Origin of the sequence: Pseudomonas sp. NFACC43 (assembly GCF_900119645.1) — a bacterium.
Lineage (GTDB): Bacteria > Pseudomonadota > Gammaproteobacteria > Pseudomonadales > Pseudomonadaceae > Aquipseudomonas.
Genome location: NZ_FPKK01000021.1, coordinates 45564 through 60876 on the forward strand (window position 1 = coordinate 45564; position 15313 = coordinate 60876).

Consider the following 15313-nt stretch of genomic DNA (forward strand, 5'->3'; position numbering starts at 1 on the left):
CTATCGGGCGAAGCGGAGCTCTTGGGACACTAGCAGCTATGGCCAATCAGGCAAATATGGCAACTTGCGTCATAGATTGTGTGAATCTTCCTGCCTCGTGGTTTGTGTGGTTAGTCGTCAGTTCAAATTCGGATGCCGGACGCCCTTGGCCAAGGCAACGCGGGATGTGGAGGTGGCCAGGCATCCGAAGTTGACTGACAGGACGGGCCACACAGAGCCTGAGCGTGGACACTGATCAGGCGAGACGCAACGGATGCGCTATACAATGCAGCGACGCCTGTGTGATTCAGTGCATGTCCCTGTGTATGACCCCTCGTGTAAAGGAAGCGCCATGATCCACCAAACGTTCTGGCTGCCCGCGACTGACCATAGCCACCTGTTCGTCAACCAGTGGCTGCCCGAAGGCGCACCCCGGGCGGTGGTCATGGTGGCCCACGGCATGGCCGAGCACAGCGGTCGCTATGCACGCCTGGCCCAGGCCCTGTGCAACGAAGGCTATGGCGTGTACGCACCGGACCTGCGTGGCCACGGGCGCACCGCGGAGGGCGGGATCCTGGGTCATTACGCCGACCAGGATGGCTGGGCCAAAGTGGTCGGCGACCTGGCCAGTCTCAACCAGCACATCGGCCAGCAGCACCCCGACACCCCCCTACTGCTGCTCGGCCACAGCATGGGCAGCTATATTGCCCAGGCCTATCTGCTGCATCACAGCGCGAGCCTGCATGGCGCGATCCTCAGCGGTTCCAACTTCCAACCCGTGGCGCTTTACCGCGCCGCCCGCCAGATCGCCCGTTTCGAACGCTGGCGCCAGGGGGCGGCCGGGCGCAGCGCCCTGATCGAATGGCTGTCGTTCGGCAGTTTCAACAAGAAATTCAAGCCGGCCCGCACCCCTTTCGACTGGCTCAGCCGGGATCCGAGCGAGGTGGACAAATACATCCAGGACCCGTTGTGCGGCTTTCGCTGCACCAACCAATTGTGGGTGGATCTGCTCGGCGGGCTGCAGCAGATCAGCAAGGCGTCCAATCTCGCCCAGATCGATCCGGGCCTGCCACTGCTGATAATGGGCGGCGAATGTGATCCGGTGAGCGAAGGCAAGCGTCTGAAGGATCTGGCCGATGCCCTGCGCGACGCCGGCAGCCGGAACCTGCAATTGAAGATCTACCCCCAGGCCCGGCACGAATTGTTCAACGAAACCAACCGCGATGAAGTGACGGCCGATGTGCTGGCCTGGGTTGCCCAGGCGCTGAGTCATAAACGCCCGCAACGAAGCGAATAGTTTTTCATACAGCCTGTAGGCTGTGTTTCTTTTTACCCATCTCAGGATTTCAGACAGATGACCCAGGTTACCAACATTCCTTACGAAGCCCTCGAAGTGGGCCAGACCGCCAGCTACAGCAAGACCGTCGAGGAGCGTGACATCCAGCTGTTCGCTGCGATGTCGGGCGATCACAACCCGGTGCACCTGGACGCCGAGTTCGCGGCAGCGAGCATGTTCAAGGAGCGCATTGCCCATGGCATGTTCAGCGGGGCATTGATCAGCGCGGCGGTGGCGTGCGAGTTGCCAGGGCCAGGCACTATTTACATCGGCCAGCAGATGAGCTTCCAGAAGCCGGTGAAAATCGGCGACACCTTGACCGTGCGCCTGGAAATCCTGGAAAAGCTGCCGAAATTCCGCGTGCGCATCGCCACTCGCGTGTTCAACCAGCGCGACGAACTGGTGGTGGACGGCGAGGCCGAGATCCTCGCGCCGCGCAAGCAACAGACCGTGACGCTGCCGACATTGCCGGCGATCAGCATCGGTTGATTACCACGACCCAAAGCGAATGACAGGTGGCGAGGGGATTTGTCTCCTCGCCACAAATGACCGTTGTGCGATGAGCTATGGCTGGTCTTCGCGCACCTGCACGCTCGCCGTCATCCCGGCGCTCAGTGTCACGCCTTCCGGGACCTTGTCCAGCTTGATCCGCACCGGAATCCGCTGGGCCAGTCGCACCCAGTTGAAGGTCGGCTCGACCTCCGCCAGCAGTTGTGTGTCCGGATTGGTATTGCGGTCGGTGATGCCGCGACTGATGCTTTCCACGTGGCCTTCCAGCGCATGGCCTGCGCTCATCAGCCAGACCTTGACCGGATCGCCCACGCGAATCCTCGGCAATTTGGTTTCCTCGAAATAGGCCTGCACATAGAACGTCGAGTCGTCGATCAGCGCCATGACCGGCTGCCCGGCGTTCACATAGTTGCCTTCGGCCAGCCGCAGGTTGGTGATATGGCCGCTGCGAGGCGCCAGGACCTGGCTGCGGGCCAGGTTGAGTTCGGCGACCTTGGCTTCGGCCTGGGCCTCACGCAGCTCGCCCCGGGCGATGCCTGCGTTGATCTGGGCATTTTCACGCAGTTCGGCACTGATGGCCTGTGGCCCCAGGGCCGCGCGACGACTGGCTTCGTGTTCGCGCAGGTTCAATTGCTGCTGGCGGGTCTGGACCACGGCCCGGGCCTTCTCCACCGCAGCCTCGAACCGCTCGCGGTCGATGCTCAACAGCAGGTCGCCAGCCTTGACCTGCTGGTTATCCACAGCCTTGAGTTCGCGCACCCAGCCGGACACGTCGGGGGCGATCACCACCACGTCGGCACGGATTCGCGCATCCCGGGTCCAGGGCGTGAGCATGTAGTACTGCCACAGGTGAAACCCGGCGAAGATCGCCACCGCCACCACGCTCAACGTGACGGCGACTCGTACGGAGGTCCGCATGTTCAACTCCTTATAACGGCCCGAGGACCACAGTAATGACAGTCAGGACGCAGACATACAAGGCGCAGTCGAACAGCGCCTCATGCCAGATCCAGCGCCCGGCCGGCACGAGGCTGAGCAACAGGCGCAACGCACCGGTCACCAGCAGCGCCAGCACCACATAAATCAGGAACGGGCTGAGCAACACCCCGCCGATCGACCACTCACGCAAGCCCATGGCTGTGCTCCTGGCTTTGGGATTCGTGCTGGCGGCACCAGGCGCGCCAGCTGTTTTGAAGTTGCACCACCGCCCCTTGGGCCAGCTTCAACGCATCACCAGGCGGTTGGCTCGCCAGCGCTTGCAGGAACTCGGCGCTCGCTGGTGCCAGCGCTTCGGCCAGATCACCGGACGGGCCGCGCTCAAGTACCTGCCCGAGTGCGTCCAAGTAACGGGTCTGCGCCAGATTGTCCGGGATCTGGGCCACCGCCAGGCTCAATCGCAGATGCAGCAGCTCATCGCCGATGTCCAGGCCCAGCAGGCCGTCGTCCCAGCGGCTGCGCGCCGGCACCGGCAATTCCGGATAATGCCTGGCCAGTTGCAACAGTCGATCGGCCATGCGCCCGCCAAACCAGCTCTCGGCACCACGCAGGTTGCGGTGGGTCAGGCGCACCAGATCGTCCAGGGTCGCCGCCAGCAAGCGCCGGCTATGCCAGGCCGGGTCACGCAGGATCAGCAGCTTGAAGGCCAACACCGCGGCGCCCACGCCGATCATCATCGCCTGGGCACTGTTGAAGAACGCCGCCACGTCGTACTTCATGGCGTTGAGCGGCGACACCAGCACGATAAAGTGCAGGCAGAACGAGGTGGCCGTGGCGAATATCGGTGGCTTGGCCATGCCCAGCGCCCCCAGGAACAGCGGAACGCCCATGGCCAGGCAGAGCATGGCGAAACTGCTCCATTGCGGCAGCAGGATCTCGCCGATCACGAAGGCCGTCGGCACGGCCAGCAGGATTCCCCGCAGGAAACTCATGCCGATCTGCGCGCCGTTTTCGCGACTGGCGAACAGGCTGCAAACCACGCAAGTGAGCAAGAGTGCGCCGGATGCGGCCGGCCAGGCGGTCGCCAGCCAGAAACTGGCGACCGTCAGGAACGCCAGGGCACTGCGGGCCCCGAATACCATGGCCAGGGACAGGTCGCGATGGGGTGCGAGGGTTCGCGGTGGATCGGCCGCCTCCCTGCCCTCCTCTACCGCCTTCAGCGCGGCGCAAGCGGCCTGGGCGGTGTCCAGCAGCAGGGCGAAACGGGCCAGGCAATAGCTCTGCGCCGGACTGATGCCCGGATCATTCGAGGCATCCATGACCCGCGGCCGCAACGCCCGCAACGTCGAGCTGTCGGCATCGAGGGCTTGGCGCACTTCATTCATCCAGGGCTGCAGGGCCTCGGCCTCCTGCGGCTCGAGCTGCTTCCACTGCCGGCGCACCGAACGGGACATGCGCAGCAGCATCAGCAATTTCTGGCTCAAGCCGCTGATGGCCCGGGCCCGCTGACGGCCAAGGCGACCTTCGAACCAGGCGTGCTCACGCTGGGCATCCACCGCGACGATCTTGCCGAGGATCTCCAGCAAGCCTTTTCGCGCCTGGGCGTCACCGGCCAAGGTGGCCCGTGCCGCCTGCATGCCACTCTGCCAGGCGGTACGGGCCTGGACCGCCAGTTGCTGCTCGACCCGCAGCGGCCAGAGCAACGCACTGGTGGCCGTGGCACAGACAATGCCCAGGCTGATCTCGGTACAGCGCGCCACGGCCTGGTCGAACACCGTCAGCGGATGGGAGATGGCGGGCAAGGCGATGATCGCGACCGTATAACCGGCCAGCACGAACGAATAAGACCAGGCGCTGCGCAGCAGCGTCGAACAGGCCGTGCACAGGCCCAGCCATAACGCGAGCGCCAGCAGGAACAGCCAGGGGGCCTGGGCGAACAGGCCCATGAACACCACCGACATCGCGGTGCCCACCAAGGTCCCGAGCAGCCGTGCCAGGCCCTTCTGCACCACCATCCCGGACAACGGCTGCGCCACGATGAACGCAGTCATCAAGGCCCACGAAGGCTGTTCCAGGCCCCAGCGCAACGCCAGCCATAGCGCCAGTCCGCCGCCCAATACGGTTTTGATGGCGAACTGCAGAGCGAGACGGTCCGGGGCGAACAAGGCCTGTAGGGTAATGGGCACGCAGGAAACTCTTCAGGGTTTGCGATAACAATAGTGCAAGGATGGAAGACAGCAGGCGTAATTATTAGCTAGCTACCTATATCAGTCCATAGGCTATTGACTCGATATTGGACAACACACCGTTACACGACGGTTCCCAAAACCCCGGGACGCGCTTCGCCAAACCGTTGGCGGTCGTACCCGCCATAAAAAAACGCCAGGCAAGCTGGCGTTTTTTTATCAGGGCGCGGACTTAGCTGGCTTTCGCCTGGTTACGCAGCGCCTTGACCTGGTCATGGTTGCGTTGCACACCGTGGTACTGACGCTCCACCAGATCGCGGATGCCCACCAGGTTATGCTTGTTGATCTTCTCCATGGCTTCCCTGTAGGCCTTGAGGGCATGGTCTTCGCCGCGTTCGGCTTCGTTGAGCACGGCCTCTTCGTCCTTGCCGGTGAACATGGATTTCACGTCCACCCAACGGCGGTGCAAGTCACCGGCCACGCTGGTGGAAGTTTCCGGGTCGCCGCCCAGGGAACGAACGGCCGCTTGCAGCTCGGTCGCGGCAGTGGCGCAATCGGCGGCGCGCTGGACGAACAGGGCCTTGAGTTGCGGGTGCTTGATGTCTTCAGCGCAGGTCTTGAAGCCTTCCTGACCGTCCTTGCTGGTCTGGATCAGGTCATTCAGGACGGAGATGGCTTCTTTGTTCATGTCAGTCATTTTTCAATTCCTTTGCTTGGTTAATAAAAAACCTGCAAGGACTGTTGCATCGGCCATGCCAGCCCTAAACCAAAGAAATTTCCATTTAAAATCAATTGTTTAGCAAAAACCCTCAAATCTGTATCCGCGTTATTTGCATGATCTGTCATTTGGCCTGCATGCAGAATGCCTGTATTTTCAAACCTGCCCGAATCAAGACGACTGCCATGAATCCGCAAAACCTGGAACTGCTGGTCACGCGCCAGATGCCCTACGGAAAATACAAGGGTCGAATCCTGGCTGACCTGCCTGGCCAATACCTGAACTGGTTCGCCCGGGAAGGTTTTCCCCACGGTGAATTGGGTGCCTTGCTGGCGCTGATGCAGGAGATCGATCACAACGGTCTGTCGGACTTGCTCGATCCGTTGCGCATCAAACACGGCAAGCCCAAGCCCCGCCCCTGAAAGAGCCCGCCATGCCCGAGAACACGCTACGCGCCCACGATGAAGCATTCTGGCAGACCTTTGTCGGCCGCTACGATGTCGACCCCAACGGGCCGCTGAACCTGGAGAACGGCTACTTCGGTCGCATGTCGCGAACCGTGGTGGAGGAGTACCAGCGCAATATCGAATTCATCAACCGCAGCAACTCGCTCTATGTGCGGCAGTATTTCGACCAGGAACATGGCGATGCGATACGCCGCCAGGTGGCGGAGCTGATCGACGTCGCCCCGCAAACCGTGGCGCTGACCCGCAGCGCAGTGGATGCCCTGCAATCGTTGATACGCAACTACAACCGACTGGTGCCGGGCGACCAGATCCTGATCTGCGACCTGGAATATCCATCGGTCAAGAGCGCCATGCGCTGGCTGGCTCGCCAGCGTGGCGTGGAGGTCATCGAACTGGTGCACCAGCATCCCGCCAGTTTCGAGAGCCTGGTGGGAACCTATCGCGAAGCGTTCATCCGCTACCCGCGCCTGAAGCTGATGACGCTGACCTACGTGAACCACCTGACCGGGCTGGTGATGCCGGTCCAGGCAATCGCCGAGGCGGCCCGGGAGTTCGACGTCGACGTCATTCTCGACGGCGCCCATGCCTTGGGCCAGATCGATTTCGATATCAAGAAGCTGGGCATCCACTTCGCCGGATTCAATCTGCAGAAATGGATCGGCGCGCCCCTGGCCTTGGGCTTCCTGTACATTGCCCCACATCGGCTGGCCGATATCGACCCGGACATGGACGATGAAAGCCACCCGGCGACCGACATCCGTGCCCGTACCCCGCACAGCACGCCCAACATCCCGGCCCTGATGACCCTGCCCCTGGTGTTCGAAGAGCACTATGCCCTGGGCGGAGCCCTGGCCAAGGGCGCGCGGCTCGGTTACCTGCGCAACCTGTGGGTGAATGCCGTGCGCGATCTACCGGGTATCGAAGTCATGACTCCGGATGACCGACGCCTCTACTGCGGCATCACCTCGATGCGCTTTACCGCCCGGGCAGACCAACAGGCGATGGCCGATCGACTGCTCAACGACTACGGGATCTTCACCGTGGTGCGCAACACCAGCGTCGGCCCCTGCATCCGCATCACTCCTGGCCTGATCACGCTGGCGAGCGACATCGAGCGGTTGACCCAGGCCTTGATCGAGCTGAACCCTATTTAACGACTCGCGCCGTCTTTTGTGGCGAGGAGACTGATCCCCTTGCCACAGAAGACTGTGCCTGGTCAGAGAGTTCGGGCGAAAAAAAACGGTGCGCCGACCAAGCGCACCGTAAAGCCGTAGAACACCCAACGAAATCAGGTCAGATTCAATACAGCAGCGCCAATGCCTCGGCAGTGCATTCCTGGATGCGGGCCCAGTCGCCGTTCTTGATCCACTCCGGATCGAGCATCCAGCTGCCGCCCACGCACATCACGTTTTTCAACGCCATGTAGCTCTTGATATTGGCCGGCCCTACGCCGCCGGTAGGGCAGAATTTCACTTCGCCAAACGGACCGCCCAGCGCCTTGAGGGCCGCGACACCGCCGCTGACTTCCGCCGGGAACAATTTGAAGCGGCGGTAGCCCAGGCTGTAGCCTTCCATGATGCCGGAGGCGTTGCTGATGCCCGGCAGCAACGGAATCGGGCTCTGGACGCTGGCTTCGAGCAGATCGCGGGTGATGCCCGGGGTCACGATGAACTGCGAGCCGGCCGCTTCGGCAGCCGCCAGCATGTGGCGATCGAGCACGGTGCCAGCACCGGTCACCAGCTCCGGCCGCTGCTCGCGCAGCACCTGGATGGCCTTGAGGCCGTACTGGGAACGCAAGGTCACCTCCAGCGCCGTCAGGCCACCGGCGGCCAACGCATCGGCCAGCGGCAGGATGTCCTGCTCACGGGCGATGGTGATGACCGGCAGGATCCGCGCCTTGGCACAGAGGTTGTCGATCAGGGTAACTTTGTCCGCCATGGAAACGGTCGGGGATGGGTTTTTCATAGCGGCTGATCCTTGGTTCATGGGCACCAGTAAATCTCTAACGTAGGTTGCAGAAACGCGCGGATCGGCATTTCGGCGACATCGCCGCCGGCCACCGCGGCGTTCAGGGTGGTCAACTTCGATTGACCGGAAATCGACAGTATCTTGTGCTGCGCCGAAGCCAGCAGCGCGCGGCTCATGGTCAGGCGCTGGCGCGGCACTGTCGGCGCCAGCATCGGCCAGCAACGACGGGATCCTTCGCTGTCCAGGGCTTCGGCCAGGTTCGGGCTGTCGGGGAACAGGGAAGCGGTGTGCCCGTCATCTCCCATGCCCAATACCAGCACGTCGATGGGCGGCAACTCGGCCAGCAGGCGATCCGCCTGTTCGGCAGCGGCCTCCAGGTTGGCACTGGCACTGTAGAGGCTCAGGAACCGGGCCTTGGCCGCGGCCCCCTGCAACAGGTAACGCTTGAGCAAACCGGCATTGCTGTCGGCATGTTCGGTCGGCACCCAACGCTCGTCGGCCAGGCTCACCACCACCTTCGACCAGTCCAGGTCCTGTTTGGCCAGGCTCTGGAAGAACGCCACCGGACTGCGTCCGCCGGAGACCACCAACACCGCCAGGCCACGGGCATCGATCGCGGCGCGCAGTTGCCCGGCCACCTTCAGCGCCAGCTCCTCGGCCAGCAGCACCGGGCTCTTGAATTCCAGGGCGCTGACGCCCTCAGGCAGTTTCACTTCAGATATCGCCATACCACGACCTCCCATCCCGCGTGATCAGTGCGATGGAGCTCATCGGTCCCCAGGAGCCGGCTGCATACGGCTTGGGCGCATCACCGGACTTCTTCCATCCGGCAATCAACTGGTCACACCACGTCCACGCGGCTTCGATTTCATCTTTACGGACAAACAGGTTCTGATTGCCGTTCATGACTTCCAGTAACAACCGTTCGTAGGCATCGGGTATCCGTGCGCTGCGCCAGGTGTCGGAAAAGTTGAGTTGCAGCGGGCCGCTGCGCAGTTGCATGCCCTTGTCCAGGCCCTGCTCCTTGGTCATCACTCGCAGGGAAATTCCTTCGTCCGGCTGCAGGCGGATGATCAGCTTGTTGCTGATCTGCAAGCGCTGCTCGGGGGCGAAGATGTAGTGGGACGGTTCCTTGAAGTGGATGACGATCTGCGACAGCTTCTGCGGCATGCGCTTGCCGGTACGCAGGTAGAACGGAACCCCGGCCCAGCGCCAGTTGCGAATGTCGGCGCGCAGGGCGACGAAGGTTTCGGTATCGCTCTGGGTATTGGAATTGGGTTCTTCCAGATAACCGGGCACCGCCTTGCCCTCGCTGTGGCCGGCGATGTACTGGCCACGCACCACCTGGGTGGTCAGGCCTTCCGGGCTGATCGGCGCCAGGGCCTTGAGCACCTTGACCTTCTCGTCGCGGATACTGTCGGCGGACAGGTCGGCCGGCGGGTCCATGGCAATCAGGCACAACAACTGGAGCAGGTGGTTCTGGATCATGTCCCGCAGTTGGCCGGCCTTGTCGAAATAACCCCAGCGGCCCTCGATGCCGACCTTCTCGGCCACGGTGATTTCCACGTGGGAGATGTAGTTCTGGTTCCACTGGGTTTCGAACAGGCTGTTGGCGAAACGCAGCGCGATCAGGTTCTGTACCGTCTCCTTGCCCAGGTAGTGGTCGATGCGATAGGTGCGGTTCTCGGGGAAGAACTGCGCCACGGCGTCGTTTACCTTGCGCGACGATTCCAGGTCCGAGCCGATGGGTTTCTCCAGCACGACGCGGGTGTTCTCGCTCAGGCCGACCTTCGCCAGGTTCTCGCAGATGGCGCCGTACACTGCTGCCGGCGTGGCGAAATAGGCGATGACCTGTTGGGCGGAACCGGCCTGCTCGGCCAAGGCGACGTAATCGTCGGCCTTGAGGAAATCCACATGCAGGTAGGTCAAACGAGCCATGAAGCGCTCGACGACGGTTTCGCTCAGGTCCTTGTCGCCCACATAGCGGCGCAGTTCGGTGCCGATGAATGCCAGGTGCTGCTGCTCGCTGCCCGGCTCACGCGCCAGGGCGAGGATGCGCGTGTCCTCGTGCAGCAGGCCCGCCGCATCGAGTTGATAAAGGGCAGGAAACAGCTTGCGCAAGGCCAGATCGCCCAGCGCGCCGAACAAGGCAAAGGTGCACGGTTCAACCGTAATCGGAGGCATGATGTTTGTTCTTTTATCAAGTTAGGCTACAAATACCTTTTTTCAAGGCATCACTCAAGGAAAAATGTAGTAATAACCACAACATTTTCCGAAAATATCGATTCCGAGTGGTGGTCCGTCGGAGCCAACAGTAGGATAGGCCACCGCAAAGGGTCGTTTCAAAGACCCGTCTTTCTAGGAATCTTTTATGGACCGCGTGCGAAATCTACTGGAGCAGATCCAGAGTCGCCTTGAAGACCTCAACAAGGCTGAGCGCAAGGTGGCCGAGGTGATCCTGCTCAACCCACAGCAGGCCACCCGTTTCAGCATCGCCGCCCTCGCCCAGGCCGCGTCGGTCAGCGAACCAACCGTCAACCGCTTCTGCCGTTCATTCGGCGTCAGTGGCTACCCTGAACTGAAGCTGCAACTGGCCCAGAGCCTGGCCAGCGGCGCCGCATACGTCAGCCGTGCGGTAGAGGCCGACGACAATCCGCAAGCCTATACCCAGAAGATCTTTGGCAGTGCCATCGCCTCCTTGGACAGCGCCTGCCAGGCACTCGATCCAAATTTGATCAGCCGGGCCGTGGACCTGCTGATCCAGGCCCGGCAGATCCACTTCTTCGGCCTCGGCGCATCGGCCCCGGTGGCACTGGACGCCCAGCACAAGTTTTTCCGCTTCAACCTGGCGGTCACCGCCCATGCCGATGTGCTGATGCAGCGCATGATCGCTTCAGTAGCCCACACCGGCGAGCTGTTCGTGATCATTTCCTACACTGGTCGCACCCGCGAACTGGTGGAAGTCGCCCGCATCGCCCGGGAAAACGGCGCATCGGTGCTGGGCCTGACCGCCGAGAACTCGCCCCTGGCCAAGGCCAGCACCCTGAGCCTGAACATCCCGCTGCCCGAAGACACCGACATCTACATGCCGATGACCTCGCGGATCATCCAGCTCACCGTGCTGGACGTGCTCGCCACGGGCATGACTCTGCGCCGGGGCGTGGATTTCCAGCCGCATCTGCGCAAGATCAAGGAAAGCCTGAATGCCAGCCGGTATCCGGTGGGGGATGAGTTCAACTGACCGAGCCTGAGAGCCTTACTGCCTGACAGGCCGTCATCGCGAGCAAGCTCGCTCCCACCAGGGTCTTGTGAATGTGAAGGTCCAGTGTGGGAGCGAGCTTGCTCGCCATGGGGCCAGCAGCCTCACCCACCACCCTGCCCCCTGCATCAAGCCCCCACCCAAGCCTGCAAACTCAAATGCGCCCGCTCCCCCGGCGCCAGGCACAGGCTGTCGGTGCCGCCACTGGCTGCTTCGACGCAGACGAACTCATTGACCTCGTCCCAGCTCACCCCCAGCAACGGTCGGGCGCCGGGATGCCACACCACGGTATCGGCGCTGTCGCCGGTATCGATGCACAGCTCACGCTGCCAGGCATGGTCCTTGAGCTGCAACTCTCCCCCGTGCTGGAACACCCGCTGGCAGCCCCCCTCGACCCGCAACTCGCCTTCCTGTCGGCAGGCCGCACGGTTCAGATGATCATAACCTTGAGCGCCTTCGAGCCCAGACAGCGCTACCTCACCCACGTCGCCAATACGCCAATAGGCGTGCAACGCCTGGCTCAACTGGCAAGGCAGGCTGTCCTGGTGCTCGGTGCTCAGGCGCAGCTCCATGCGTTCGCCCAGGTCTGCATGCAGGTCCACTTGCCAATCACACAACCGTAACTGCCAATGCAGGTGCACACCGTCGTCGTCACTGCGGCTGTCCAACAGTTTCCAGTCGATCAACCGCGCCCAGCCGTGGGACGGCCAGGCATTCTCGCTCGGATGACGGCCATACCACGGCCAGCACACCGGCACCCCTCCGCGTATCGCCCCGACATGGGGCCACTTGGCCGCACACCACAACCAGGGCTTTTGCCCACGCGGCTGGAAGTGCAGCAATTGCGCCCCCTGGCGACTGAACACCGCCTGACACAACGGGTGGTCGATCACCAGCACGTCGCGCTGCCGATAGCGTTCCCACGCAAACACCGGCCGCTCGCGCAAGGATCTGAAGAAGCGTTGTAGCGGATGCTCATGCATATGCCGCGATCCTGGAAATCATTGAACTCACAATTGATGCGACAGTTTTTGTGGCAAAGCCTCTACCCCACTGGACTCGGAGCAGTCCCAAAGCAGTCAACCAAAATACCGAGGTGCCTGTTGCAGGGCCGCTGCGCGCCCCAGCGGGCGATGCGACGTTTCGCTAAATCCCCTGACCCAGGTTGCGCGTTGACCATGCTGCGCAAAAAAAAGCGGACAGCCTTGGCCGTCCGCAAATATGCGCACATAGAGAGGAGCTTATCGCAACAACGTTAGAACACCGACTGAATTTTCAGGCCGGCCACCAGCGCGTTATCGACTTCATCGACACCGCCCGGGTGAGTGACGTATTGCAGGTTGGGACGCACGGTCAGCCAGTTGGTGACATGGAAGCCGTAGTTGATTTCATAGTTGTATTCGGTGTTGCGCAACGGCGAGAACAGCGGATCGTCGTAGTCGCTGACACCGTTGGCCACGTTGGTCAGCTCGGCGTTTTTCTTCACGTCATCGTTGACATGGATACGAGCGAAGCCGATGCCGACGTCATCTTTCGGACGTGCGTCGAATGGCCCCTTGTACACGAACATCAGCGACTGGTAGTTGTCGACGACGTTGGTGTCCTTGTCGTGGAAAGTCGCGTTGGCCGCGATGTTCAGGCCGCGGGAAGCATCGCCGTTGTGGGTGGTGAGCTGCTGCTGCACCACGAGCCAGTAGCCGTGCTTGCTGCTGTGGCTGCGATAGGCGAGACCGGTGGTGGCGGCATCGTTGCCGTTTTCGTCCTCGCGCACATCGTCGGCCTTGGCCGTGCTCTTGTAGTAACCCACGCGGTATTCGCCTGGCAGGTTATTGAGTTTAGGCGTCCAGACCAACTCCACCGGAATCAGCGTACCTTCAGTGCCACTGCCGCTGAGCTTGTAGCGGTTGTTGTTTTCCAGTTGCGAAGGGTTCTGGTTGTAGGCGCCGATCTGTGCATAAAGCTCAGGCGTGATGTTGTACTTGAACCGGATGGCCGCCTGCATGATTGGCCAGTTGTACCAGATGTTGGTCGCCCAGTTGCCTGCTTGCGAACCGCAGAACGCCAGGTTCTGGAACTCGCAGGGGAAGGTGTTGAAGTCTTCACCCACGCCGTAGTAACCGGCCTTGACGTCCAGTTTGCTGTCGAAGTATTTCTGCTTGATCCACAACTGGGTCAGACGGGTGGTTTGCCCACGGCCCCAGACTTCCTGGGAAGAACTGAGGGTACCGGCACGTGGATCACCGATACGGTCGTTGGAAATGTTGCGACCGTCCCGGCGAGTGAATTGGATCTTGGCTTCCGTGTCGTCCCAGCCTGCCAGCTTTTCAAGATCCAGCGCCACGCCCAGGCCAAACTGGCCCGACCAGCGCGCGGTCTTGTCGTCGTTGTAGCCGCCATGGAGATTGGCGCCCATTTCACCGACGTAATCGGCCTTGATATCGATACCTTGCTCGAGCAGCCGGGTCCGCTCGCCGCCCCAGTCACCCGTCATCCACTTCGAATCGGCGCTGAACGCCTCGGCAGCCTGGGCGCTACCGGCCAGCATCATCGCCGCAACGGCTGATAGCTGGCAGATAAGCTGGGCGTTATTCTTCTTTTTCATCCCTACATTCCTCGTCTTTATTGTTATTAACTGTTTTTATCTAACGCGGTTTACAACAATTGCGGCCGACGGTTTCCCGCCCGCCACATATCCCTGTGGGAAAGGCCCGGCCCACGATGACGGCATGCCATTCAACAGCTCAGGCAACTGACCCACCGCCCTCACGAACAAGCCCCTCCCACCTTGATGCCTCATCGCCCCTTGAACTGCGCCACGTTGGCGGTCCGGGCATCGGCCTGCGGCTGGGCGGCCACGCCCAGGCGTTCGCCGGACTGGGCATCGAACAGCAGCACTTTCGATGGATCGAATTGCAGCGTCAGGTTTTCCCCCGGCTGTGGCGCGACGTCCGGTGCCAGGCGGCAGCAGACCTTGGTGTCGTTGAGGTTGACGAACACCAGGGTGTCCGGGCCGGTGGGCTCGGTGACCTGGACTTCGGCGCGAATGGTCGGCAAGCCGTTGGGCTCGGTGCCGGCCAATGCAATCTGCTCCGGACGCAGGCCGAGGATCACTTCCCGATCCTCCAGGCCGACGTCCTGCATCCCCAGCGGCAGCTCGCACCGGGCCTGGCCGCTGTCGAGCAGCGCCAGCAGGCGGCCATCCTTGCGCTGCAGGCGCAGGGGGATGAAGTTCATCGGTGGCGAACCGATGAAACTGGCCACGAACAGGTTGGCCGGGTTGTTGTAGATGTCCTTCGGGGTGCCGAACTGCTGGATGATCCCGTCCTTCATCACCGCCACTTTGTCGCCCAGGGTCATGGCCTCGATCTGGTCGTGGGTCACGTAGACGGTGGTGGTCTTGAGGCGCTGATGCATCAGTTTCATTTCGGTGCGCATCTCGACCCGCAGCTTGGCGTCGAGGTTGGACAGCGGTTCGTCGAACAGGTAGATCTTTGGCCGCCGCGCCAGCGCCCGGCCCATGGCCACCCGCTGTTGCTGGCCACCGGAGAGCTGGCCGGGCTTGCGGTTGAGCAGATGTTCGATCTGCAGCAACTTGGCGACGCGAGAGACCTCCTCGTCGATGGCCGATTGCGGCATCTTGCGGATCTTCAGGCCGAACTCGATGTTCTCCCGCACGCTCATGGTCGGGTACAGCGCGTAGGACTGGAACACCATCGCGATGTCGCGATCCTTGGGACTCATGCCGCTGACGTCCTGGTCGCCGATCATGATCGCGCCACCGGTGATGGTTTCCAGGCCGGCGATGCAGTTCATCAAGGTCGACTTGCCGCAACCCGAAGGCCCTACGAGAATCAGGAACTCACCATCCTTGATGGACAGTTCGATGTTCTTCAAGGTGTCGGGCAGGCCGGCGCCGTAAGTCTTGTTTACATTGCGAAGTTCAAGCGTTGCCAT

Annotated in this window: 15 protein-coding genes; 5 read left to right on the forward strand and 10 right to left on the reverse strand. The window is 61.9% G+C overall.

What is annotated here, in order from left to right; translation table 11 throughout:
* Positions 1-331: 331 nt before the first annotated feature.
* A complete protein-coding gene (locus tag BT179_RS24865; RefSeq protein WP_072432142.1) occupies positions 332-1276 on the forward strand; it encodes an alpha/beta hydrolase in 945 nt (314 codons plus the stop codon).
* 57 nt (positions 1277-1333) lie between these two features.
* Positions 1334-1804: a MaoC family dehydratase gene (locus tag BT179_RS24870; RefSeq protein ID WP_003227420.1), complete on the forward strand. Its 471-nt coding sequence runs from the start codon at positions 1334-1336 to the stop codon at positions 1802-1804.
* Between the two features lie 75 nt (positions 1805-1879).
* Here BT179_RS24870 and BT179_RS24875 read toward each other — a convergent pair whose 3' ends face one another.
* The 4 genes from BT179_RS24875 to BT179_RS24890 form a co-directional block, all read right to left on the reverse strand.
* Positions 1880-2743 (reverse strand): efflux RND transporter periplasmic adaptor subunit, encoded by an 864-nt coding sequence (locus tag BT179_RS24875; protein ID WP_072398868.1) that lies wholly within the window; start codon positions 2741-2743, stop codon positions 1880-1882.
* A gap of 10 nt (positions 2744-2753) precedes the next feature.
* Positions 2754-2960: a DUF1656 domain-containing protein gene (locus tag BT179_RS24880; RefSeq protein ID WP_003198565.1), complete on the reverse strand. Its 207-nt coding sequence runs from the start codon at positions 2958-2960 to the stop codon at positions 2754-2756.
* The gene (locus BT179_RS24885) at positions 2947-4947 is read right to left on the reverse strand and encodes an FUSC family protein (protein ID WP_072432141.1); all 2001 of its coding nucleotides are present in this window, start codon (positions 4945-4947) and stop codon (positions 2947-2949) included. The genes BT179_RS24880 and BT179_RS24885 overlap by 14 nt, the downstream gene beginning before the upstream one ends.
* 232 nt (positions 4948-5179) lie before the next feature.
* A complete protein-coding gene (locus BT179_RS24890) occupies positions 5180-5644 on the reverse strand; it encodes a ferritin-like domain-containing protein (protein ID WP_072398870.1) in 465 nt (154 codons plus the stop codon).
* 206 nt (positions 5645-5850) lie between these two features.
* On the opposite strand from BT179_RS24890, the gene BT179_RS24895 reads away from it, so the two are divergent.
* The gene (locus BT179_RS24895; protein WP_072398893.1) at positions 5851-6087 is read left to right on the forward strand and encodes a DUF3820 family protein; all 237 of its coding nucleotides are present in this window, start codon (positions 5851-5853) and stop codon (positions 6085-6087) included.
* Between the two features lie 11 nt (positions 6088-6098).
* Positions 6099-7286 carry an aminotransferase class V-fold PLP-dependent enzyme gene (locus BT179_RS24900; protein ID WP_072432140.1) on the forward strand — a complete coding sequence of 396 codons (1188 nt, stop codon included), beginning with the start codon at positions 6099-6101 and terminating at the stop codon, positions 7284-7286.
* Positions 7287-7431: 145 nt separating this feature from the next.
* On the opposite strand, the gene BT179_RS24905 is transcribed toward BT179_RS24900, so the two are convergent.
* From BT179_RS24905 to zwf, 3 genes are read right to left on the reverse strand one after another with little or no spacing between them, the layout of a single operon-like run.
* Positions 7432-8097, reverse strand: coding sequence for a bifunctional 4-hydroxy-2-oxoglutarate aldolase/2-dehydro-3-deoxy-phosphogluconate aldolase (locus BT179_RS24905; RefSeq protein WP_072432139.1), 666 nt, complete (start codon positions 8095-8097; stop codon positions 7432-7434).
* Positions 8098-8114: 17 nt separating this feature from the next.
* Positions 8115-8828, reverse strand: a complete 714-nt coding sequence (pgl, locus tag BT179_RS24910) for a 6-phosphogluconolactonase (RefSeq protein WP_072432138.1) — start codon at positions 8826-8828, stop codon at positions 8115-8117.
* Positions 8815-10284 (reverse strand): glucose-6-phosphate dehydrogenase, encoded by a 1470-nt coding sequence (gene zwf / locus BT179_RS24915; RefSeq protein ID WP_053153166.1) that lies wholly within the window; start codon positions 10282-10284, stop codon positions 8815-8817. The genes pgl and zwf overlap by 14 nt, the downstream gene beginning before the upstream one ends.
* 196 nt (positions 10285-10480) lie before the next feature.
* On the opposite strand from zwf, the gene BT179_RS24920 reads away from it, so the two are divergent.
* A complete protein-coding gene (locus tag BT179_RS24920; protein ID WP_172679636.1) occupies positions 10481-11341 on the forward strand; it encodes a MurR/RpiR family transcriptional regulator in 861 nt (286 codons plus the stop codon).
* A 146-nt stretch (positions 11342-11487) separates the two neighbouring features.
* Here the strand turns inward: BT179_RS24920 and BT179_RS24925 are convergent, their stop codons facing one another.
* From BT179_RS24925 to BT179_RS24935, 3 genes are all read right to left on the reverse strand, one after another.
* Positions 11488-12342, reverse strand: coding sequence for a D-hexose-6-phosphate mutarotase (locus tag BT179_RS24925; protein WP_072398874.1), 855 nt, complete (start codon positions 12340-12342; stop codon positions 11488-11490).
* Between the two features lie 272 nt (positions 12343-12614).
* Positions 12615-13961 carry a carbohydrate porin gene (locus tag BT179_RS24930; RefSeq protein ID WP_072398875.1) on the reverse strand — a complete coding sequence of 449 codons (1347 nt, stop codon included), beginning with the start codon at positions 13959-13961 and terminating at the stop codon, positions 12615-12617.
* Between the two features lie 191 nt (positions 13962-14152).
* Positions 14153-15313 carry an ABC transporter ATP-binding protein gene (locus BT179_RS24935; RefSeq protein WP_072432137.1) on the reverse strand — a complete coding sequence of 387 codons (1161 nt, stop codon included), beginning with the start codon at positions 15311-15313 and terminating at the stop codon, positions 14153-14155.

Coding starts and splice junctions, on each gene's coding strand:
- BT179_RS24865 (WP_072432142.1), top strand. CDS start 332: ATGATCCACCAAACGTTCTGGCTGCCCGCGACTGACCATAGCCACCTG.
- BT179_RS24870 (WP_003227420.1), top strand. CDS start 1,334: ATGACCCAGGTTACCAACATTCCTTACGAAGCCCTCGAAGTGGGCCAG.
- BT179_RS24875 (WP_072398868.1), bottom strand. CDS start 2,743: ATGCGGACCTCCGTACGAGTCGCCGTCACGTTGAGCGTGGTGGCGGTG.
- BT179_RS24880 (WP_003198565.1), bottom strand. CDS start 2,960: ATGGGCTTGCGTGAGTGGTCGATCGGCGGGGTGTTGCTCAGCCCGTTC.
- BT179_RS24890 (WP_072398870.1), bottom strand. CDS start 5,644: ATGACTGACATGAACAAAGAAGCCATCTCCGTCCTGAATGACCTGATC.
- BT179_RS24895 (WP_072398893.1), top strand. CDS start 5,851: ATGAATCCGCAAAACCTGGAACTGCTGGTCACGCGCCAGATGCCCTAC.
- BT179_RS24900 (WP_072432140.1), top strand. CDS start 6,099: ATGCCCGAGAACACGCTACGCGCCCACGATGAAGCATTCTGGCAGACC.
- BT179_RS24905 (WP_072432139.1), bottom strand. CDS start 8,097: ATGAAAAACCCATCCCCGACCGTTTCCATGGCGGACAAAGTTACCCTG.
- pgl (WP_072432138.1), bottom strand. CDS start 8,828: ATGGCGATATCTGAAGTGAAACTGCCTGAGGGCGTCAGCGCCCTGGAA.
- zwf (WP_053153166.1), bottom strand. CDS start 10,284: ATGCCTCCGATTACGGTTGAACCGTGCACCTTTGCCTTGTTCGGCGCG.
- BT179_RS24925 (WP_072398874.1), bottom strand. CDS start 12,342: ATGCATGAGCATCCGCTACAACGCTTCTTCAGATCCTTGCGCGAGCGG.
- BT179_RS24930 (WP_072398875.1), bottom strand. CDS start 13,961: ATGAAAAAGAAGAATAACGCCCAGCTTATCTGCCAGCTATCAGCCGTT.
- BT179_RS24935 (WP_072432137.1), bottom strand. CDS start 15,313: ATGGCAACGCTTGAACTTCGCAATGTAAACAAGACTTACGGCGCCGGC.